Below are 20125 nucleotides of genomic sequence, written 5' to 3'. Positions count from 1 at the left end.
GGCCCGGGCCAGCGCCCGGGCCACCGGCCCCGTTCCCATCCACCGGCGTTCGCGGACGCCGACGACCAGCAGAGGACGACGCAGATGAGCAGGCCCGGCTTCGCCCGCGCGATGGCGGCGGCTGCGGTGTTCGCGCTCTCGGTGAGCGCGTTCGTCACCGGGGTGGTGCTGACGCTCAGCGGACCGGCGCAGGCCGCGTCGCTCGGCACGCTCACCCTTTCGCAGACCAGCGGCAGCGTCACCGACAAACCGATGTTCCTCAGAGCCACCACCCCCACCCCCTGCCCGAAGGGGTACGGCGAGAACGCCAACCTGCGTATCGGGCCGGCGGGTGGGCCTTACACGAACCTGGCCGTCGCGCTGGGTGGTGGCGGGTGGGATCTGGAACCGTTCACGATCGATCCGAACCGCTCGTTCGAAACGGCCGCCGGCCGCGTCCCTGAGGACAAGAGCAAGTGGTGGGTCATAGTCGACTGCTACAGCCTCACCGAGGGCCGCCACGCCGACGAGTTCCGCGCCCCCATCCAGGTCTGCGGCAGCACCTGGACAACGGAGGCGACCTGCCCCAGCGCCGCGCAGACCAGCACCATGCTGACCGTGACGCCGACCGGCACCGCGTACGCCGGTGCGCCGGTGACCCTCACCGCCACCGTGACGCCGGCCGCCGCCGGCACGGTGCTGTTCCGGCGTACCACCGGGACGGAGACGGCCGACGTCGGCAGTGCCCCGGTCAGCGGCGGGCAGGCCGTGCTGACCACCTCCGATCTGCCGGGCCCGGCCGGTGCCGAACTGGAGAAGGCGCACAAGTTGACCGCCACCTTCCAGCCGGCCGACCCGAACGCCTTCCTGACCTCCACCTCCGCGCCGGCAGACCTCACCGTGGTCCCGGCCGGTTCGGTCACCGTCACGTTGAAGACAGACAAGGTCAGCCCGCAGCCGCCCGGCACCGCCCTGGCGCTGACCGCGGAGGTCAAGCCGCGGGTCGAGGGCGAGCAGCCGGCCACCGGCTCGGTGTCGTTCGTCCGGTTACCCGCTGGGGGAAGCAACGGCGAGCAGGCCATCGGCTCGGCCGAGCTGGCCGCCGGCGCGGCGACGGTCACCGTCGCTGACCTGCCGAGCGGGGCCTACGACCTCAAGGCTGTCTTCACCCCGGCGACCGGCTCCGGCTGGCAGGCCGCGGAGTCGGCCCGGACCCGCTTCGTGATCGGTACGCCGACGCAGACCACCACCACCCTGGCCGTCACGCCGGACGGCCCGAAGCCGCAGGGCACCGAGTTGACCCTGACCGCCAGGGTCACGCCGACCGACGCGACGGGCAGCGTGCAGTTCATGGACGGCTCCGCCGCGCTCGGCGGCGCCCAGCCGGTCGCAAGCGGGGTGGCCAGCCTGAAGACGACTCAGCTGGCGGCGGGCAGCCACCCGCTCAAAGCGGTTTTCACTCCACAGAACGAGGTGGACCACTCGGGCTCCACCTCCCAGGCGGTGACCTACCAGGTCACCGCGCCCGGCCAGGTGGACGGCCTGGAGGTGACCGACGCCGACGGCAACAAGCTGGGCGTCAACCCGACGCTCAGCCCGGGGCAGAAGGTCACCGTCGTGGCCCGTGGCTTCGCCGGCAACGAGACGATCACCGTCACCTTGAACGACGCCGAGCCGACGACCGTCACCGCCGCCGACGGGACCGCCCGGTACGAGCTGACCGTCCCGGCCGACGCGCCGGACGGCGCCGCCCGGCTCACCCTCGCCGGCGCCGCGCACCGGGTCGTCTTCGATTTCACCGTGGTCGGCAACGGCGATGACGACGGCGACGGGGACGGTGATGGCGACGGGAACGGCGACGGTGGCGACGGGAACGGCGACGGCGGGACCGGCGGCGGTCAGCTGCCCCGGACCGGCCTGCCCCTGATCGGCATCGGGCTGACCGGGATGGCGTTGGTCGGGGCCGGCAGCGGCGCCGTGGTGTCCACCCGCCGTCGGCGCCCCGAGCCCGCGCCGGTGGTCTGGCCGGACAACGAGAACCCCACCGACTGAGCAAGGTCGTCACGCCCGCCGGGCGGTACGCCGACCCGGCGGGCCGCCCGGTCCGGGTGCCAGGACGAGGAGAGAGAGCATGTCGACGGTCACCATCGACCCCCAGGGACCGCGGCCGTCCGCGGACGCCCCGACCGGGGTGCCCCGCGGGGCGGCGTCCCTGGCCTACCAGGTGCCGGGGACCGCGTTGAGCATCCTCGCCGCACTCGCCCTGGGCCTGGTCTGCCACCTGGTGCTGATCTCCCAGCTGGCGTACGAGCGGGACCAGCAGACCGCGTTCGCCGACTTCCGCGCGGAGTTGGCGCTCGGCACCGCCCCGGTGGGCCAGTTCCGGACCGAGTTCGTCAACGGCGTTCCGGGTCCGGAACGGCTCGTCGAGCCGGGCTCGCCGGTGGCCGTGCTGAGCGTGCCCCGGGTCGGCCTGAGCACGGTGGTGCGGGAGGGCACCAACGGCGGGGTGCTGCGTTCCGGCCCGGGGCACCGCCGGGACACCGTGCTGCCCGGGCAGGCCGGTAACAGCGTGATCATGGGCCGGCGGGCCGCGTACGGCGGGCCCTTCCGGGACCTGGACCTGCTGGTGCCCGGCGACACGATCACCGCGACCACCGGGCAGGGCAGCCACACCTACGTGGTCACCGGGCTGCGCCGGCCCGGTGACCCGGCGCCCGCCCCGCCCGACACCGGGCAGGGACGGCTCACCCTGATCACCGCGCTCGGCACCGAGTTCATGCCGACGGACGTGCTGCGGGTCGACGCGGCCCTGGCCAGCCCGGTCCAGCCCGCCCCGGCCCGGCGGTTCGGCGCCGCCGCCCTGCCCGCCAGCGAGCAGGCCATGGCCAGCGACGCGGACGCCTGGACGCCGGTGCTGCTGTGGGGGCAGGCGCTGCTGCTGGCCGCGCTCGGCACCACCTGGCTACGGGCCCGCTGGGGCCGCTGGCAGAGCTGGATCGTCAGCGTGCCGGTGCTGCTCGCGCTCGGCGTCGCCACCGCCGACCAGGCCGTCCGCCTGCTGCCCAACCTGCTGTGACCGCCGGACCCGACGAGTGTGCACCCCGAGACGAGTGAAGGACCGACCGTGACGCAGCACATCGAGAGCCCCGCCCCGGCGACGTACGCCCCCGGTCGTGCCGGCGCGACCGGCCCGGCGATCGCCGCCCCCACCCGGGTCGACCTGCCACCGGTGCCGGCGCACCGGGCGCCGGCCGACCACCTGGCCACCCTGGACGCGCGGTCCATCTCGGCCTGGTTCGGCAGCCACAAGGTGCTCGACCGGGTCTCGCTGACCATGCCGGCCGGCCAGGTGACCGCCCTGATCGGGCCGTCCGGCTGCGGGAAGTCCACCTTCCTGCGCATCCTCAACCGGATGCACGAGCTGGTCCCGTCGGCGTCGCTCGCCGGCGAGGTGCTGCTCGACGGTCGCGACCTGTACGCGCCGGACCGGCGGATCACCGATGCCCGGCGCCAGGTCGGCATGGTGTTCCAGAAGCCGAACCCGTTCCCGGCCATGTCCATCTACGACAACGTGCTGGCTGGGCTGAAGCTGACCGGCACCCGGGCCTCCCGGGACACCAGGGAGGCGCTGGTCGAGGAGACCCTCACCAAGGCGGGCCTGTGGAAGGAGGTGCGCGACCGGCTGCGCCAGCCCGGCGGCGCCCTCTCCGGCGGCCAGCAGCAGCGGCTCTGCATCGCCCGGTCGCTCGCGGTGCGGCCGCGGGTGCTGCTGATGGACGAGCCGTGCTCGGCGCTGGACCCGACCTCGACCCGCCGGATCGAGGAGACCATCGCGGAACTGGCCGCCGAGGTGACGATCGTCATCGTCACGCACAACATGCAACAGGCCGCCCGGGTCTCCGACCAGTGCGCATTCTTTCTGGCCTCGCACGGCGCCCCCGGCGCCATCGTCGAATACGGCCCGACCGCAGCGATGTTCGACAATCCACAGGATGAGCGGACGCACGACTACGTAAACGGCCGATTCGGCTGATCGCCCCATTTTCCTGATGCTCGGGCACCCAGAATTCGCTTTGCGCACGTTCGGCGGAGAGGTTGGCCTGCATGTCGGGACACAGCGCCTGTGGAGCCTGATCGAGGCCGGTCCAGGGGGACCGACCGGTTTCACCCTCACGAGAGGAAGTGATTCATGAACAAGCGTCTGCTCGCCCGCGCCGGCGCCCTCCTGGGCGCCGCGGTGCTCTCCGCCGGCCTGGTGGTCGCGGTCGGCGCTCCGGCGCAGGCGGCTTCGCTCGGTGACGTCACCCTGTCGCAGACCAGCGGCACCGTGACCGACACCCCGATCTTCGCGAGCGCCACCACCGCCAAGTGCCCCACCGGGTACGGCGAGAACGCCAACCTGCGCATCGGCCGCCCGGGTGGCCCGTACTCGAACCTGGCCGTGGCGCTGGGTGGCGGCGGGTACGACCAGAACCCGATCACCATCAACCCGAACCGGTCGTTCTCCACCGCCATCGGTGGCGCGCCGGCCGCGGGTGAGTGGTGGGTCGTCGTCGAGTGCTACAGCCTCACCGAGGGCCGCCACGTCGACGAGTTCCGCACCTCCATCCAGGTGACCGGCAACACCTGGCGGGTCCCGGTGGCCGAGGACACCACCACCTCGCTCGCCGTCAGCCCGGCCAGCCCGGTCTCCCAGGGCACCGAGGTCACCCTGACCGCGACCGTCTCCCCGGCCACCGCCACGGGCACGGTCGACTTCCGGCGCGGCGCCTCGTCGCTCGGCACCGCCACGGTCAGCGGCGGCAAGGCCGTCCTGTCCACCACCGCCCTGCCGGTCGGCACCTTCTCGCTGTCCGCGGCCTTCACCCCGGCCGACGCGACCGCCTACAAGCCGTCCGCCTCGAGCGCCACCTCCTTCCAGGTGACGGCCGCCGCGGGTGCCATCACCGCGCCGGTGGAGATCATCGCCGACGTCGCCCCCGGCGCGTTCAGTCTCGACGTGGCGAACCCGACCGCGTCGCTGACCGGCGGCACCGTCGGTGGCACCGCCGCCGGCAAGCTGCCCGCCGCGAAGGTGACCGACCTGCGCGGCACCAACGTGGGCTGGGACCTCACCGGCCAGCTGGAGGACTTCACGCTGGGCGCGAACACCATCGCCAACAGCAACCTCGCCTGGACCCCGAGTGCCGCCAAGACCAGCGGCTCGGGTGCGGTGACGGCCGGTGCCGCCGCCGACCTCGGTGACACCCGCACCCTCTGCTCGGCGAACTCCGGCGCGAGCGCCGGCGTCTTCACCTGCGGTGCGGACCTCAACCTGACCATCCCCGACAACGTGCCGCCGGGCGAGTACTCCGCGACCCTCACCCTCACCCTGGCCTGACCGGTCCCACCCGGGCGCACCCGCCCGGGGTGGAGCAGCGGCGGAGGCGTCGCGGGCACCCGCCCGTGACGTCTCCGCCGTGTCCGGTGCCAGCCCCGAACCCCGGAGCCCCGCATGACCGACCTCCCCGCACCCCGGACCGTACCCACCTTCTGTTCGCGACTGCGGGGCTCCGCTCCGCTGCACTCCTCGCGCTCACCGGCCCCCGCGCGACGCGTTGGGGCGCTGTTCGTCACCGCACTCGCGCTGCTCGGCAGCCTGATCGCGCCGTCGCCCGCGCGGGCGGCCGCGTCGGACGAGCCGACCTGGACGGTGGTGCCGTCCAGCCCCAGCGGGCCCAAGGGCCGCAAGCAGTTCGACTACGAGCTGTCGCCGACCGAGCAGATCACCGACTGGTTCTCGGTGAGCAACCTGGGCGACAAGCCGATCAAGGTGGATCTGTATCCCACCGACGCCTTCACCGCCCTGGACGGCGGCTTCGCCCTGCTGCCTCGCAGCCAGGCACCCAGCGACGTGGGTTCGTGGATCAAGCTGCCCCGGGCGGCCGTCACGCTGCCCCCGGGCAAGCGGGCGGACATGCCGTTCCGGCTGTCCGTGCCGGCCGGCACCGCCCCCGGTGACCACGTCGGCGGCATCCTCGCCGCGGTGACCGAGGAGCAGGTCGGCAAGGACGGCCAGCGGGTGTACGTCGAGCGTCGCATCGGCGCCCGGGTCTACCTGCGGGTCGCCGGCCCGCTCGGGCCCGCCGCCGCGGTGCGGGCCGTCCAGGTCGAATACGCCAACCCGGTGGTGCCGATCCCTGGTGGGCGGATGAAGGTCACCTACCGGATCGCCAACACCGGCAACGTGCGGATCTCCGGCAAGGCCCGGGTGCAGGTCCGCGGCCCGCTCGGGGTCCGGCTGGCGACGGGCGACCTGATCGACCTGCCCGAGGTGCTGCCCGACTCGGAGATCCGGCTGACCCAGGAGTTCGCGCACGTCGTACCGGCCGGCGCACTCACCGCCACGGTGGTGCTGAACGCCGACACGAACAAGGAGTCGCTGCCCTCGCAGGAGGGCTCCAGCTCCGTCCTCGCGGTGCCGTGGGCGCTGCTCGGCCTGCTGGTGCTGATCCTGGCCGTGGTCGCGTACCGGCTCTGGCTGCGCCGGGCCCGCCGGCTCCTGGCGGCGCCGGTCGCACCGGCTCGGGAACCCGAGCGGGCCGCGCGGTGAGCGGTCCCCGGAACGTGGCCCGCGGCGGTCGGGTCGGCGTGCGGCCGGCCGGCGTGGTGGTGACCGCCCTGCTCGCCGTGGCGTTCGCGGTGGCACTCTGGCCGGGGCGCCCGGCCGGGGCGGTCCCGGACGCCGAGCCGACGCCCGGTGGTCAGGTGTCGATCCGGGTGGGCGTGTCGATCGGCCCGAAGCCCGGCGGCAGCCCGTCCCCGACCGGCCAGCCGTCGCCCACCATCGAGCCGTCCCCGTCCGGGGTGACGACGACCACGCCGATCAGCCCGCCGGCGGGCGGCGGGTCCCTGCCGCGTACCGGCGTGGCGCTGGGCGGGCTGCTCCTCGTCGGCGGTGCGCTGGTCGCCGGCGGCGTGGCGCTGCGCTGGTCGGCCCGGCGGCGGGCCACCGCCGAGGCCTGGTTGAGCCGGACGGGTGGCTGACCCCTCCCGGCCGGCCAGTCGTGCCGCTCAGCGGGTTCGCGTACCCTCGTAGGGTCATGAGCGAGCAGCGGAGCGGTTTCCCCCGGCGGGACGCGGAGGGGCGCATTCTCACCCTGGGCGACCTGCTCGGGGTGAGCCTGGCCGGCCTGGTGATCGGGGTGCTCGCGCTGGTGCTCTTCGAGTGGGCGTTCGCCACCATGGGCGCGGGCGGGTTCGGCCGGACCAACGGCTGGCTGGCGGTGATCCTGCCGGTCTGGCTCTTCTGGGACGACTTCCGGGCCTGGGAGTTCGGCGCGGCCCGGGTGGTGGCGGCGCTGGGCGGCCTCGCCGTCGGGGTGGTCGCCGGGCTGCTCGCGGCCGGCCTGGCCGCCGGGCTGCCGCCACTGCTCTCCGGCGCGCTGGCCGCGGCGGTGTTCACCGTGGTCTACGCGGTGATCTGGTTTCAGGGCGTGCACTGGTTGGCCCGGCGTACGAGTTGAGGCCGCCCCACCGGTGATGGAGAACGGAGTGCGAACGTGAGCGCGGCGGTCAAGTACACGCTGGGCCGGATCGGGCTGTTCGTCGGCGTGCTGGCGGCCCTCTGGCTCGTCGACATGAACCCGTTCCTGCGGCTGATGCTGGCGCTGGTCTTCTCGGCCGCGCTGTCGTTCTTCCTGCTCCGTGGCTGGCGGGACGAGATGGCCGGGGAGATGGCCGAGGCGTCGGACCGGCGCCGGGCCGAGAAGGAGCGGCTGCGCTCGGCGCTCGCCGGCGAGGACCAGCCCGCGCCGGCCGAGCCGCGCCGCGAGGAGTAGGCCGGGCGGTCGTCCGCCCTCCGCGTCGGCCGGGCCGCGACCGCGGCCTCGGTCACCGGCCGGGCCGTGCGGCCCGGGAAACGGGGCAGCAGGATGGCGGCGGCGCCGCTAAGGTCGGCCGCTGTGAGTTTGCTGAACACGATCAACGGGTGGCGGACCAAGGTCTTCGTCTGGATCGGTCTGCCGGTCATCGCCGCCATCGGACTGATGATGGGCGCCACCGACCTCGCCCCGACCTGGCAGGCGAAGAACGGTGGCGGAACGCCGGGCACGTTCACCGCGGTGAACGAGGAGTGCGGCCGGCGCAACTGCGAGTGGCGCGGAGACTTCGTCGCCACGGAGGGCGGCGCCCAGCGCACCGATGTGATCCTCTACGACGCGCCGGACGGGCTGACCGTCGGCGCCACCGCCCCGGCCCGCGACACGGGCGCCCGCGCGGGCGTCTTCTCCACCACCGGCGGGTCGACGTACCTGCTGGTCACCGGCCTCACCCTGGGCGGCGTGATCGCCCTGGTGGTGTGGGTGGTGATCATCGTGCGGGCGATCCGTCGCCGCCGCCAGGCGGCCCGGCCGTCGACCCCGCCCGCCTCGTTCGCGCCGTCCGCGTAGCACCGGGCGGCCCCAGGACCGTACCGACGGGCCCGGCACCGTCCCGAGCGGGACGATGCCGGGCCCGTCCCGTCACCAGTTGGTCGAGCCCGGCACGACCGGCCAGGCCCGGTTCGCCGGCTTGATCAGGTAGGCGATGCCGCCCGAGCCGCCGGCCACCGTGCCGTTCGCCCGGTACCGCTTGGTACGCAGCCAGATCTGCTCGAACTGCGCCCGCTTGTAGACGTTGCGCACCGCGTCGTTCGAGGACGACGCGGGGTCGTTGACGATCACGTCACCGTCGGCGGTGAAGCCGACGATCACGAACAGGTGCCCGGAGGTGCCGTAGTTCGATCCGTCCAGCTCGGTGCCGAGGAAGGACTGCGAGGTGATGACCGGGATGCCGGCCTTGATGAAGCGCTCCACCTCGTCCAGCGAGTGCAGTCGGGTGACCTTGGCGTCGATGCCCGGGAAGCTGGCTGCGTACGCGGTGTTGAACGGCCAGTTGCCCGCGCCCTCGTACTCGAAGTCCCAGGTCATGCGGGCGGCGTAGGCGACCTGCGGGTCGGTGTAGCCGGCGGTGATCCAGGACATGTCCTCAGTCGAGGGCCTCTTGCCGTAGTACTCCAGCACCATCGTGGTCGACGTCGGGCTGCACCAGACCTGGCCGCCGCCGCCCCACTCCGGGTAGTTGCCCCGGTGGATCATCTGGGAACGGGCGGGCACCGGCAGCTCGGTGCCCCAGGCGATCCCGCCCTTGCTCGGCGTGACGGTGAACCGGTCCGGCACGTTGGAGCTCATCGCGCCCAGCATCCAGACCCGCGGCGAGGCGGCCTGCCCCGGCGCCCGGTAAAGGGTCAGCCGGAGCTGGTACGACCGGAGCAACACATCCTTCTTGGCGTCGTCGATGGAGAAGGTGTCGGTCCAGATGGTCGACCAGGGGTCGCCCTGGCCGTCCAGCGTGGTCCGCTTGATGTCCTGGTCCCCGGAGGCCCAGCGGCCCATCACGTACCAGGGGGTCTGCTGGCCGGTGTTGTACGTGCCGTGCAGCTCGACCTGGATCCAGGTGCCGGCCGGGGTCTCCGCGTTCCACGAGGCGACCAGCTCGGTGGCGTCGAAGCCGATCTGCCGCTCCGGCGAGGTCCAGGTGGCGTACTCCCAGGTGCTGGTGGCACCGGTGTGCTTGTCGGTGTACGGGACGGTGCCGACCGGCTCGCCCATGGTGATCCCGGTGCGGTGGCCGGGGATGGCGTGCGTGCCCTGGTGGGTGCCGGTGCGCCAGTCCGGGTACTTCGACCAGTCCTGGAAGGTGATCTGCTCGTCGTGGGCGACCACGGGAAGGTTGTTGTCCGCGTGGGCGGGCACGGCGGTGCCGAGGAGGCTGAGCGCGGCGACGCCGGCGAGGGCGACCGCCGCGCGTAGAGCGGGTCTGATCATGTCATCTCCATGGGTGGGTAGGGGAAATCACCAGTTGGTGGAACCGGCCACCGAGGGCCAGGCCACGGTGGTCGGCTTGATCAGGTAGACGACGCCGCCGGAGCCGGTGGCGGTGCCGCCGTTGGCGGTGGTCCGCTTGGTCCGGAGCCAGATCTGCTCGAACTGGTCCCGCCGGTAGACGTGGCGGACGGCGTCGTCGCTGGGCGAGGCCGGGTCGTTGGCGATGACGTCGCCGGTGGCGGTGAAGCCGATCACCACCATGAGGTGGCCGGCAGTGCCGTAGCCCGCCCCGTCCAGCTCGCTGGCGAGGAAGGACTGGCTGGTCACCACGGGGATGCCGGCGGCGATGAAGTGCTCGATCTCGTCGAGCGAGTGCAGCCGGGTCACCTTCGCCTCCAGCCCGGGGAAGGTGGCCGCGTACGCGGTGTTGAACGGCCAGTTGCCGGTGCCGCCGTACTGGGCGTCGTAGGTCATCCGGGCGGCGTGGTCGACGGTGGGGTCGGCGTAGCTCGGGTCCACCCAGGACGTGTCGGCCGGGGACGGCCGGCGGCCCCAGTACTCGACCACCATCTCCGTGGAGGTGGGCGAGCACCAGGCTTCACCGCCGCCGCCGTACTGCGGGTACTGGCCGGCGTGGATGTTCTGCGAGTAGCGCGGCACGGCCAGCTCGGTGCCCCACGCGATGTGGCCGGGGCTCGGGGTGACCGTGAACCGGTCCGGCACGGTCGAGCTCATCGCGCCCACCGACCGGACCACGGGTGAGGCGGTCCCGGCCGGGTCCCGGTAGAGCGTCAGCCGGAGCTGGTACGCCCGCAGCAGCACCCCGGCGCCCGGGTTGTTGATGGCGAAGGTGTCCGTCCAGATGCTGGAGGTCCGGTCGCCCTGCCGGTCGACGCTGGTCCGCGTCATGTCGGCGTCGCCCGAGGCCCAGCGACCCATGACGTACCAGGGGGTGCGGACGCCGGTGGTGTAGGTGCCCTGGAGTTCGACCTGGAGCCAGGTGCCGGCGGGGGTGTCCGCGTTCCAGGAGGCGACCAGCTCGGTGGCCCCGAAGCCGACCTCGGTCAGCGGCGACGTCCAGGTCCCGTACGCCCAGCTGCGCCGGACGCTGCGGTGCGGGTCCTTGTACTGGACGGTGCCGACCGGGGTGCCCAGCGCGAGGCCGGCGGCGGTGACCGTGGTGCCGGCGGTGGCGCCGGCCGACCAGGCCGCGCCGGACCAGCCCTGCCAGGTGATCTGTTCGTCGTGGGTGGCCGTGGTGGTCCCGGTGGCCGGCTTCGCGGCCCCGGCGGGACTGGTGGTGCCGAGGATGGCGAGCGCGGTGACACCGGCGACGGCGGCCGCGCGCAGGGGTCTCATGGCCATGGCAGCTCCCCAGGGAAACGGGCATCGTTGCCGTTCACTGTCGCGCCTGGAGGGAACTTTCGCCAGAGGTCAAAGGATGGAAAATCATTGCCGGAATGAGGATCCGGTCGGGATGGGGTTAATGCAACGACGGATATTGATATGACCATGTGACTCCTGCTGAAGTGTGCGGACGCGGGATCTCCGTACCCCGAGGAGGTTGTCCATGGCGTTCCGCACGCCCCTGTTCCGCCGCCGGCTGGCCCTCGCCGCCGCCGTCGGCCTGGCCCTCGTCACCGTCACCGTCACCACCGGTCCGGCCGCCGCCCGGCCCACCCCGGACCGGTCCAGCGAGCCGGCCGCCGTCGGCTACCGCGTGCTCGGTCCGCGTACGCTCGCCGACCGGAACGCCGTCGCGCGCACCGGCGCGGCGATCGACTACTCCGAACACGGCGTCCTGCACGTCACCGCGACCAGCGCGGAAGCCGCCGCGATCACCCGGCTCGGCTTCCGGCTCGACAAGGACGTCGCTCCGGCCCCCGCCGCCGGGGCGACCGCCTACGCCTTCCCGCCCGCCGATTCCAACTACCACGACTACGCCGAGTTGACCGCCGTGGTGAACAAGGTGGTCGCCGACCATCCGGCCATCGCCCGCAAGCTCAGCATCGGCACCTCGTATCAGGGCCGGGACCTGATGGCGGTGAAGATCTCCGACAACGTCGGCACGGACGAGAACGAGCCGGAGATCCTCTTCAACGCCCAGCAGCACGCCCGCGAGCACCTGACCGTCGAGATGGCGATCTACCTGCTCGACCTCTTCACCGACAACTACGGCACCGATTCCCGGATCACCAACATCGTCAACTCCCGGGAGATCTGGATCGTCCCGACGCTGAACCCCGACGGCAGTGAGTACGACATCGCCACCGGCTCGTACCGGTCCTGGCGGAAGAACCGGCAGCCCAACAGTGGCTCGTCGTACGTCGGCACCGACCTGAACCGGAACTGGTCGTACCAGTGGGGCTGCTGCGGTGGCTCCTCCGGCTCCACCTCGTCGGAGACCTACCGCGGCCCGTCCGCCTTCTCCGCACCGGAGACGCAGGCGCTGCGCAACTTCGTCAACAGCCGGGTGGTCGGCGGGGTGCAGCAGCTCAAAGCCAACATCGACTTCCACACCTACTCGCAGTTGGTGCTCTGGCCCTTCGGCTACACCACCGCGAACACCCCCAGCGGGATGACCGCCGACCAGTACAACACCTTCGCCACCATCGGCCGGCAGATGGCCTCCAGCAACGGCTACACGCCGGAGCAGTCCAGCGATCTGTACATCGCCGACGGCACCAGCATCGACTGGATGTGGGGTGCGCACCGGATCTGGGCGTACACCTTCGAGATGTACCCGGGATCGGCCTCCGGCGGCGGCTTCTACCCGCCCGACGAGGTGATCCCCGCGCAGACCTCCCGGAACAAGGAGGCCGTGCTGCTGCTGTCCGAGTACGCCGACTGCCCGTACCGGGCGATCGGCAAGCAGACCCAGTACTGCTGACGCGACTCGCGGGTGGGGGCTCCGAGGCACCCCCGGCGGAGCCCCCACCCACCCCTCCCGTCCGGACGATCTCCGCTGGTCATGCGCTACCGTGGCACCGACCAACCCGCAGCGAAGCCGGTGCGAAACCGGCGCTGTCCCGCAACTGTGATGCCCCGCACGCGGCGTCGGCCCACCGGCCGGCGCTGACAACTGCGGGGACGAGCCAGGTCGCCTGCGGCACGGTCGCGACACGCGCTCTCGAGGAAGGGCGCCTCGCGGACGGGCGAGCCCAGGCGGTCCTGTCGGCGAAGCACCAGCTCCTCGACCGACAGGAGGACCAATGTCCAGACGTACCCCCCGGCTCTTCGCCACCGCCCTCGCGGTCGGCGCGCTCCTCCTCGGCGGCTGCGCCGAGAAGACCTCGACCGACACCCCGGCCGCCGGCGGCCGCTCCGCGGCTGCCGCGTTCCCGGCCACCGTCGGCAAGCTGACCCTGGAGAAGCGCCCGGAGAAGATCGTCTCGCTCTCGCCGAGCGCAACCGAGATGCTCTTCGCCATCGGGGCCGGCAAGCAGGTCGTCGCCGTCGACGACCAGTCGAACTACCCGCCGGAGGCGCCGAAGAGCGACCTGTCCGGCTTCCAGCCGAACGCCGAGGCGATCGCCGGCAAGAACCCCGACCTGGTGGTGCTCTCCAACGACATCAACAAGATCGTCGACCAGCTCACCACGCTGAAGATCCCGGTGCTGCTCACCCCGGCCGCCGCCACGCTCGACGACACGTACCAGCAGATCACCGACCTGGGTACGCTGACCGGCCACGCCTCCGAGGCGGCGGACGTCACCAAGAAGATGAAGGACGACATCGCCGCGCTCACCAAGGACCTGCCGCAGCGGGCGAAGAAGCTCACCTACTACCACGAGCTGGGCCCGGAGCTGTACACCGCGACCAGCAAGACCTTCATCGGCTCGATCTACGCCCTCGCTGGTCTGGAGAACATCGCCGACCCGTCGGACGCCGACGGCGCCAAGGGCGGCTACCCGCAGTTGTCCCAGGAGGTCATCGTCAAGGCGAACCCCGACTTCGTCTTCCTGTCCGACACCAAGTGCTGCCAGCAGTCCCCGGAGACCGTCAAGGCCCGCAGCGGCTGGGCCGGGGTGACCGCGGTGAAGAACAACCAGATCGTCGCCCTCGACGACGACATCGCCTCGCGCTGGGGCCCGCGCGTGGTCGACCTGGTCCGGGCGATCGTCGACGCCACCGCCAAGGTTCCGGCGTGACCCACCGGTGACCGTGCGACCAGCGGATTCCGCCGGCCCGGCGGCCGGGACGCCCAACGCGTCCCGGCCGTCCGGCGGGTCCCCGACCGACTCAGCGACCGCGCCGGCCACCCGCACCGGCCCCGGGCGGGCCGGCGGGGCGCTGCCCGGTCATCGGCGCGCCGCGGCCGGGCCCGGTGCCCCGGTCCGGCCGGCCGGGCTACGGAAACGATGGCTGTTCGCCGGCCTCGGGGCGGTGCTGGTCGCGCTGGTGGCCGGGGTGTCGCTGGGCCCGGTCAGCCTGCCGCCCGGCAGCGTCGCCGCCGAACTGCTCAACCTGCTGCCCGGGGTGCACCTGGACAGCGGGCTCACCGAGCGGGAGATCGCCATCGTCACCGAGCTGCGGCTGCCGCGGGCCGTGCTCGGCCTGCTGGTCGGCGCGCTGCTGGCCCTGGCCGGCGGCTGCTACCAGGGCGTCTTCCGCAACCCGCTGGCCGACCCGTATTTGCTGGGCGTGGCGGCCGGCGCCGGGCTCGCGGTGACCACGGTGATCGCGCTCGGCGTCGGGGCGGGCGGGGCGCTGAGCGGCATGCCGCTGACCATCCCGCTCGCCGCGTTCGTCGGCTCGCTCGGCGCGGTGGCCATGACCTACCTCCTCGGCGCGGCCGGCGGGCGCGACCGGTCGCCCGCCACGCTGATCCTGGCCGGGGTGGCGGTGTCCGCGTTCCTCGCCGCCGGGCAGACCTACCTGCTGCAACGCCACGCCGAGAGCATCCAGCAGGTCTACTCGTGGCTGCTCGGACGGCTGGCCACCGCCGGCTGGCAGGACGTCCGGCTGGTGCTGCCGTACTTCGTGCTCACCGCGGTGGTGGTGCTGCTGCACCGGCGGGAGCTGGACGTGCTCTCCGTCGGCGACGACGAGGCCACCAGCCTGGGGCTGCACCCGCGGCGCTCGCGCTACCTGCTGATCGCCGCCGCGTCGCTGGGCACCGCCGCCGCGGTCTCCGCCTCCGGGCTGATCGGCTTCGTCGGCATCATCGTGCCGCACACCGTACGCCTGCTGGCCGGCTCCAGCTACCGGGTGATCCTGCCGCTGTCGATGCTCTTCGGCGGGGCCTTCCTGGCGCTGACCGACGTGGCCGCCCGGACCGTCGCCGCCCCCGCCGAGCTGCCGATCGGCGTGGTCACCGCGCTGCTCGGCGGCCCGTTCTTCGTCCTGGTCCTGCGCACCTCCCGCCGGGTGTTCACATGAGCGCGCGTCCGCGAGCGCATCGTCAGCTGAGCGCGCGGAGCGCCACGACGACGAGCGCCGTCGAGGTGCGCGACCTGCACGTCGACCTGGGCGGGACGTCGATCCTGGCGGGCGTGGACCTGACCGTCGCGGCGGGCGAGTGGGTCACCGTCATCGGCCCGAACGGCGCCGGCAAGTCGACCCTGCTGCGCGCCGTCGGCGGCCTGCTGCCCGCGCCGGGCGCGGTCGCCCTGTTCGGTACGCCGATCCAGTCCCTCCGCCGCCGCGACCGGGCCCGGGTCGTCGCCACGGTGGCGCAGTCCCCGGTGGTGCCGGCCGGCATGTCGGTGTTCGACTACGTGCTGCTCGGGCGAACCCCGTACATCCCGCCGCTGGGCCGGGAGTCGACCGCCGACCTGGCCGCCGTGCACGAGGTGCTGGACGGGCTCGACCTCGGCGCGTTCGGGCACCGGGAGCTGGCCACCCTCTCCGGTGGGGAGCGGCAGCGGGTCTTCCTGGCCCGTGCCCTGGCGCAGGGCGCCACCCTACTGCTGCTGGACGAGCCGACCAGCGCGCTGGACATCGGCCACCAGCAGGAGGTGCTGGAGCTGGTCGACCGGCTCCGCCGCGAGCACGGCCTGACCGTGCTCGCCACCATGCACGACCTCTCCGTGGCCGGCGAGTACGCCGACCGGCTGGTCCTGCTCGCCGACGGCCGGGTGGCCGCGGCCGGCCCACCTCGGGAGGTGCTCACCGAGGACCTGCTCGCCACCCACTACCGCGCCCACGTCCGCGTCATCCAGGGCGACCACGGCCCGCTCGTCGTCCCGGTCCGCCCCCGGCCCCTGGCAGGTTGATCAGAGGTTGTTGCCGCAGCCCGTCGGGGTCGCGCACGACATGATCAACCAGTGTGGTGGGGACGTAGGGTGAGGACGGAGAAGAGGGCGCCCTCGGGGTCGCGGAGGGCGGCGAGGCGGCCCCGCGGGGTGTCCCGGGGCGGGACCAGGACCGTGCCGCCCAGCTCGGCGGCACGGGCGGCGGTGGCCTCGGCGTCCGCCACCGCGAACCACACCGACCAGTACGCGGGCAGGTCGGCCGGCAGCTCCTCCAGCGGTGGCGTCATGCCCGCGACGATCCGGGCACCACACCGCCAGCCCGTGTAGGGGGCGGGCTGCGTCGGCTGCTCCTCCGCGTGCCAGCCGAAGACCAGCGCGTAGAAGTCCCGCGCGCCCTCCGGGTCGGGAGTGACCAACTCGTTCCAGCACATCGCCCCGGGAGCGTTGAACAGCTCCGCGCCGCGCATCGCCATCGGCTGCCAGACGCTGAACACCGCGCCCGCCGGGTCGGAGAGGACCGCCATCCGGCCCTGGTCGAGGACGTCGAACGGGGCGACCACCACCTGTCCGCCGGCCGCCTCCACCCGGGTGGCCACCAGATCGGCGTCGTCGGTCGCCACGTACGTCGACCAGATCGGCACCTGGTCCGGGGCGGCCGGCGGGCCCGCCGCGGCGACCGCCCGCCCATCCTTGAGGAAGATCGTGTAGCCGCCGGCCGTCGGCTCCGGGGAGACGCGGCCGGTCCAGCCGAACAGCTCCGGGTAGAACCGCTTCGCGTCCTCCAGCCCAGGCGTGGCCAGGTCGGTCCAGCAGGGCGTGCCGGGCTCGACGCCGCTCACGCTGACCCCTCTCGCCGGGGGCGGCCCCGCTGGCACACCCTGCCGGCATCGTGGCACCGTCCCGCCGCCCCCCGGGCCGGAATCGGACAAGAGGTCAGGTGAAGCGCCGTCCCTCGTCCCGCCGGTACGCCCATCCGGCGACCCCGGCCAGCACCACGATCCAGACGCCGAGCATGGCCACGGAGACCAGGTTCGGCCGCCAGTCGGTGACCGCCGCCCACATCAGCTCCACCGCGCCCCGGGTGGGCAGGTAGGGGGCGATCGCCTTGATGAAGCTGGGCGCGTCGTCCGGGCCGGAGAGCAGGCCGCCGCCGAAGGCGAGGGGGAAGAAGATGAGCTGGGCGACCACGATCGCCGCCTTGCTCGGCAGCGAGTAGCCGATGGCCAGCCCGAGCAGGGTGAACGGCACCGAGATCACCGCGACCCCGGCGGCACCGAGCAGGAACTCCGCCGGGGTGACCCGGGCCGCCGTGGCCACCGCCGCGATCACCACCACCGGGAGCATGGACAGGTAGGTGAGCGCCAGGCCGGCCAGGATCCGGCCGGCGAGGCGCGGCCCCGGACCGGCCGGCAGCGTCCGGGTGTACGGGTTCCACGGCTGGTCGCGGTCCTCGGCGACGCCGATCCCGTACTGGAAGATGTTGGCGCTCATCACCGCGAAGGTGACCATGGCGCAGGTGGCGTAGGTGGCCCCGGCCGGGTCGTCACCGGCGAACGGCACCACGAAGAAGAGCATCGCGGCGGCTGGGAAGAACGCGCTGCCGAAGATGGCGACCGGGATCCGGACGGTCTCGAGAAGCTGGTAACGGGCGTGGACCAGGGCGAGCGGCACGAGATCTTCTCCTCAGACGGTGGCGGGCGCGGGCCGGTCGCCGGTGGTGATGGCGAGGAACGCCTCCTCCAAGGAGGTGGGCCGCACCTCCAGGTCGCGGAACGCCACGCCGGCGGCGACCAGGTCGCGGACGAGTTGGTCGGCGTCCGTGGTGAGCAGGTGGGTACGCCCGTCGGTGTGCTCGGTGGCGACCACCCCGGGCAGCGGCGGCAGGTCGTCGGCGACCAGGCTGACCCGGCGTACGCCGACGATGCCCCGGATCGCCTCGACCGTGTCGTCCGCGAGCACCCGGCCCTGGCCGATCACCACCACCCGCTGGGCGAGGGCCTCCACCTCCTCCAGGTAGTGGCTGCTGAGCAGCACGGTGCCGCCGTCGGCGTGGAAGCTGCGGATCGCCTCCCAGAGCGTGTGCCGCGCCTCGACGTCCAGCCCGGTGGTCGGCTCGTCTAGGACGACCAGCCGGGGGCGGCCGACGAACGCGAGGGCCACGGCGAGCCGGCGGCGCTGCCCGCCGGAGAGTCCGCCGGTCTGCCGTTTCACCTGGTCGGCGAGGCCGAACCGGTCGAGCAGTTCGCCCCGGGGGATCGGGTCGGGGAAGTGCGCGGAGACGAAGTCGACCACCTCGCCGACCCGCAACGTGCCGGGCAGGCCGGTCTCCTGCGGGGTCACCCCGAGCTGCCGCCGGCTCGCCGGGTCGCGCGGGTCGCCGCCGAACAGCTCCACCCGGCCGGACGTGGGCCGGCGCAGCCCGACCAGCAGGTTGATCAGGGTGCTCTTGCCGGCGCCGTTCGGGCCGAGCAGGCCGACCAGCTCACCGGCGTGGACGGTCAGGTCGACCTGGTCCAGGGCCAGCACCTCGCCGTAGCGGCGGCTGACCTGGTCGGCGCGGGCCAGGATCATCGAGAACTCCTCGGGGGTGCGGGCGACAGCTGTGCCGCCCCATGTGTAGCGCGCCGGCGCCAGTCCCCGCCGCCCCCTGGGACGGGGCGACGACGGATCCGGCGCATCACCTACTGTGGTAATCCCGTCGGCCGCTTCGCCATGGCGACGACGGACGCGTGCCGACTGGACACTGGGGAGGGTCAGTGACGAGTCCGAGCAAGAACCTGGACGTCCAACCGGAGGCGCTGAAGGCCTTCGCCGCAGCCAGCCGGGGCCGGGCGACCCGGTTCAACGAGTTGGCCCGGGTCTTCCGCGACGGGCACGTGCCCCGGCACGCCTTCGGGATCATGCCGGCGTCCTTCAGTCTCGCGGCCGCGTACGCCGAGCAGTTCGAGGCGTGCCTGCAGGGGCTGGAGGAGGGCGCGGAGACGATGGCCGACATCGCCGAGGGGATGAGCGACACGGCCGACGCGTACACCGGGACCGATGTGGCGACCAACGACATGTTCGTGCCGGGCGCCTGAGGGGGATGGCATGAGCGAGCGGAGCGAGCGAATCATCAGGCGCAGTGCCGTGGTGCCTCATGCGGCCGCCGAGCGGAGCGAGGTGGGCGCATGAGCACCGAGGCGCTGCAGCGCAACAAGACCTACTTCGAGCAGGTCGTGTCGGGCACCCCCGACCCGTTCAAGCCGCTCTCCCAGGCCGTCCTGTGGCCGTTCGAGCAGCTGCTGGAACTGGTCGCCGGTGAGCCGGACGACCTGATGCAGGCGGCCCAGCTCGCCCTGACCACGGGCGAGGCGGTGCGGCAGATCGCCGGCGACCAGATCGCCGACCGGGCCCGGCTGCGCGGCGCCTGGGACGGCGACGCGGCGGAGAAGTTCCATGCCTCGATGGAGTCCGTCGAGCAGGCGATCGAGGAGCTGGCCAAGGGGCTGGACGGCACGAAGGAGGTGCTGGTCGATGCGGCGAACGCGGCGGTCGAGGCGTTCAACCTCCTGGTCGAGCTGATCCTGGAGTTCCTGCTCTGGTTCCTGACCGAGGTCATCATCGCCGCGGTGGCCGCCGTGCTCAGCGCGGGCGTGACGCTGGCCGCCACGGTGGTCCGGGTGCTGGCCCGGCTGGCCACCACGGTCGGCCGCATGGTCAAGATCGTCGCGCGGTTCGCCGAGATCCTCACCAAGCTGGTGACCAAGCTGGAGAAGGTCGCCGAGCTGCTCACCCGCTACCGCAAGCTGGTGATGGAGCTGCGCAAGGCCAAGAAGGCGTACAAGGCGTGGAACAAGTCCGGCTACACCAAGGAGGCGTTCGCGTTCAAGATGAAACGCGCCGCCATCCTGTTCCCCGGCAAGTTCGCCATCAACCAGGCATCCCCGGTGAACATCCCCGGCATCGGCGGCACCCTGCTGGACACCGGCGTCGGCCTGCACGACATCTCGGACGGGCACAAGGACCGCAACTACCTGGTGGACGGCACCTACAAGGAGGACCTGGGCCCGTATACCAAGGGCGTCCAGAATGTCTTCGACTCGATCGTCAACTGAGAGGCAG

At 72.8% G+C, this 20125-nt stretch carries 19 protein-coding genes, 1 pseudogene and 1 riboswitch; of the genes and pseudogenes, 15 read left to right on the top strand and 5 right to left on the bottom strand.

Features of this window, described 5'->3' with window-relative positions; all coding sequences use genetic code 11:
- Positions 1 to 84 precede the first annotated feature (84 nt).
- The 9 genes from ACGF4F_RS18160 to ACGF4F_RS18120 all read left to right on the top strand — a co-directional run bounded on the left by ACGF4F_RS18160 (position 85) and on the right by ACGF4F_RS18120 (position 8411).
- On the top strand, positions 85 to 2031 hold the full coding sequence (locus tag ACGF4F_RS18160; RefSeq protein ID WP_393078541.1) for an Ig-like domain-containing protein: 1947 nt from the start codon (positions 85 to 87) through the stop codon (positions 2029 to 2031).
- A 79-nt stretch (positions 2032 to 2110) separates the two neighbouring features.
- Entirely contained in the window at positions 2111 to 3058 is a 948-nt protein-coding gene (locus ACGF4F_RS18155) for a sortase (protein ID WP_393078538.1), read from the top strand.
- A gap of 183 nt (positions 3059 to 3241) precedes the next feature.
- Positions 3242 to 4015 carry a phosphate ABC transporter ATP-binding protein gene (locus ACGF4F_RS18150; RefSeq protein WP_393078938.1) on the top strand — a complete coding sequence of 258 codons (774 nt, stop codon included), beginning with the start codon at positions 3242 to 3244 and terminating at the stop codon, positions 4013 to 4015.
- 156 nt (positions 4016 to 4171) lie between these two features.
- Complete coding sequence (locus tag ACGF4F_RS18145; protein ID WP_357434698.1) at positions 4172 to 5362, top strand: Ig-like domain repeat protein; 1191 nt, start codon at positions 4172 to 4174, stop codon at positions 5360 to 5362.
- Between the two features lie 114 nt (positions 5363 to 5476).
- Positions 5477 to 6574: a WxL protein peptidoglycan domain-containing protein gene (locus ACGF4F_RS18140; protein ID WP_393078535.1), complete on the top strand. Its 1098-nt coding sequence runs from the start codon at positions 5477 to 5479 to the stop codon at positions 6572 to 6574.
- On the top strand, positions 6571 to 7008 hold the full coding sequence (locus ACGF4F_RS18135; RefSeq protein ID WP_393078532.1) for a hypothetical protein: 438 nt from the start codon (positions 6571 to 6573) through the stop codon (positions 7006 to 7008). The genes ACGF4F_RS18140 and ACGF4F_RS18135 overlap by 4 nt, the downstream gene beginning before the upstream one ends.
- Before the next feature lie 56 nt (positions 7009 to 7064).
- On the top strand, positions 7065 to 7487 hold the full coding sequence (locus ACGF4F_RS18130; RefSeq protein ID WP_393078530.1) for a hypothetical protein: 423 nt from the start codon (positions 7065 to 7067) through the stop codon (positions 7485 to 7487).
- Between the two features lie 36 nt (positions 7488 to 7523).
- Positions 7524 to 7802 carry a DUF4229 domain-containing protein gene (locus tag ACGF4F_RS18125; protein WP_357434702.1) on the top strand — a complete coding sequence of 93 codons (279 nt, stop codon included), beginning with the start codon at positions 7524 to 7526 and terminating at the stop codon, positions 7800 to 7802.
- Positions 7803 to 7925: 123 nt separating this feature from the next.
- Entirely contained in the window at positions 7926 to 8411 is a 486-nt protein-coding gene (locus ACGF4F_RS18120) for a hypothetical protein (RefSeq protein ID WP_357434703.1), read from the top strand.
- A 72-nt stretch (positions 8412 to 8483) separates the two neighbouring features.
- On the opposite strand, the gene ACGF4F_RS18115 is transcribed toward ACGF4F_RS18120, so the two are convergent.
- Complete coding sequence (locus tag ACGF4F_RS18115) at positions 8484 to 9827, bottom strand: C39 family peptidase (RefSeq protein ID WP_393078527.1); 1344 nt, start codon at positions 9825 to 9827, stop codon at positions 8484 to 8486.
- Between the two features lie 27 nt (positions 9828 to 9854).
- A complete protein-coding gene (locus ACGF4F_RS18110; protein WP_393078524.1) occupies positions 9855 to 11192 on the bottom strand; it encodes a C39 family peptidase in 1338 nt (445 codons plus the stop codon).
- A 205-nt stretch (positions 11193 to 11397) separates the two neighbouring features.
- On the opposite strand from ACGF4F_RS18110, the pseudogene ACGF4F_RS18105 reads away from it, so the two are divergent.
- The 4 genes and pseudogenes from ACGF4F_RS18105 to ACGF4F_RS18090 form a co-directional block, all read left to right on the top strand.
- Positions 11398 to 12714, top strand: a pseudogene (locus ACGF4F_RS18105) (M14 family metallopeptidase); the annotation flags it as partial.
- Positions 12715 to 12833: 119 nt separating this feature from the next.
- A riboswitch (cobalamin riboswitch) is annotated at positions 12834 to 12927 on the top strand.
- A gap of 112 nt (positions 12928 to 13039) precedes the next feature.
- The gene (locus ACGF4F_RS18100) at positions 13040 to 13978 is read left to right on the top strand and encodes an ABC transporter substrate-binding protein (RefSeq protein ID WP_393078522.1); all 939 of its coding nucleotides are present in this window, start codon (positions 13040 to 13042) and stop codon (positions 13976 to 13978) included.
- A gap of 142 nt (positions 13979 to 14120) precedes the next feature.
- The gene (locus ACGF4F_RS18095; protein WP_357434787.1) at positions 14121 to 15209 is read left to right on the top strand and encodes an iron ABC transporter permease; all 1089 of its coding nucleotides are present in this window, start codon (positions 14121 to 14123) and stop codon (positions 15207 to 15209) included.
- Positions 15206 to 16045, top strand: coding sequence for an ABC transporter ATP-binding protein (locus ACGF4F_RS18090; RefSeq protein WP_357434707.1), 840 nt, complete (start codon positions 15206 to 15208; stop codon positions 16043 to 16045). The genes ACGF4F_RS18095 and ACGF4F_RS18090 overlap by 4 nt, the downstream gene beginning before the upstream one ends.
- Positions 16046 to 16089: 44 nt before the next feature.
- On the opposite strand, the gene ACGF4F_RS18085 is transcribed toward ACGF4F_RS18090, so the two are convergent.
- The 3 genes from ACGF4F_RS18085 to ACGF4F_RS18075 all read right to left on the bottom strand — a co-directional run bounded on the left by ACGF4F_RS18085 (position 16090) and on the right by ACGF4F_RS18075 (position 18595).
- A complete protein-coding gene (locus ACGF4F_RS18085; protein WP_357434708.1) occupies positions 16090 to 16863 on the bottom strand; it encodes a VOC family protein in 774 nt (257 codons plus the stop codon).
- A 94-nt stretch (positions 16864 to 16957) separates the two neighbouring features.
- Positions 16958 to 17695 carry an ABC transporter permease gene (locus ACGF4F_RS18080; protein ID WP_393078518.1) on the bottom strand — a complete coding sequence of 246 codons (738 nt, stop codon included), beginning with the start codon at positions 17693 to 17695 and terminating at the stop codon, positions 16958 to 16960.
- Positions 17696 to 17707: 12 nt separating this feature from the next.
- Positions 17708 to 18595: an ABC transporter ATP-binding protein gene (locus ACGF4F_RS18075; protein ID WP_393078515.1), complete on the bottom strand. Its 888-nt coding sequence runs from the start codon at positions 18593 to 18595 to the stop codon at positions 17708 to 17710.
- Between the two features lie 185 nt (positions 18596 to 18780).
- Between ACGF4F_RS18075 and ACGF4F_RS18070 the strand changes: the two genes are divergently transcribed.
- On the top strand, positions 18781 to 19101 hold the full coding sequence (locus ACGF4F_RS18070; protein WP_073834123.1) for a type VII secretion target: 321 nt from the start codon (positions 18781 to 18783) through the stop codon (positions 19099 to 19101).
- A 90-nt stretch (positions 19102 to 19191) separates the two neighbouring features.
- A complete protein-coding gene (locus ACGF4F_RS18065; RefSeq protein WP_357434711.1) occupies positions 19192 to 20118 on the top strand; it encodes a WXG100 family type VII secretion target in 927 nt (308 codons plus the stop codon).
- Positions 20119 to 20125 lie beyond the last annotated feature (7 nt).

This window comes from Micromonospora sp. NPDC047740, from assembly GCF_043204735.1.
In the GTDB taxonomy this organism is placed as follows: domain Bacteria; phylum Actinomycetota; class Actinomycetes; order Mycobacteriales; family Micromonosporaceae; genus Micromonospora.
This window is presented reverse-complemented; position numbering and strand designations above follow the sequence as displayed.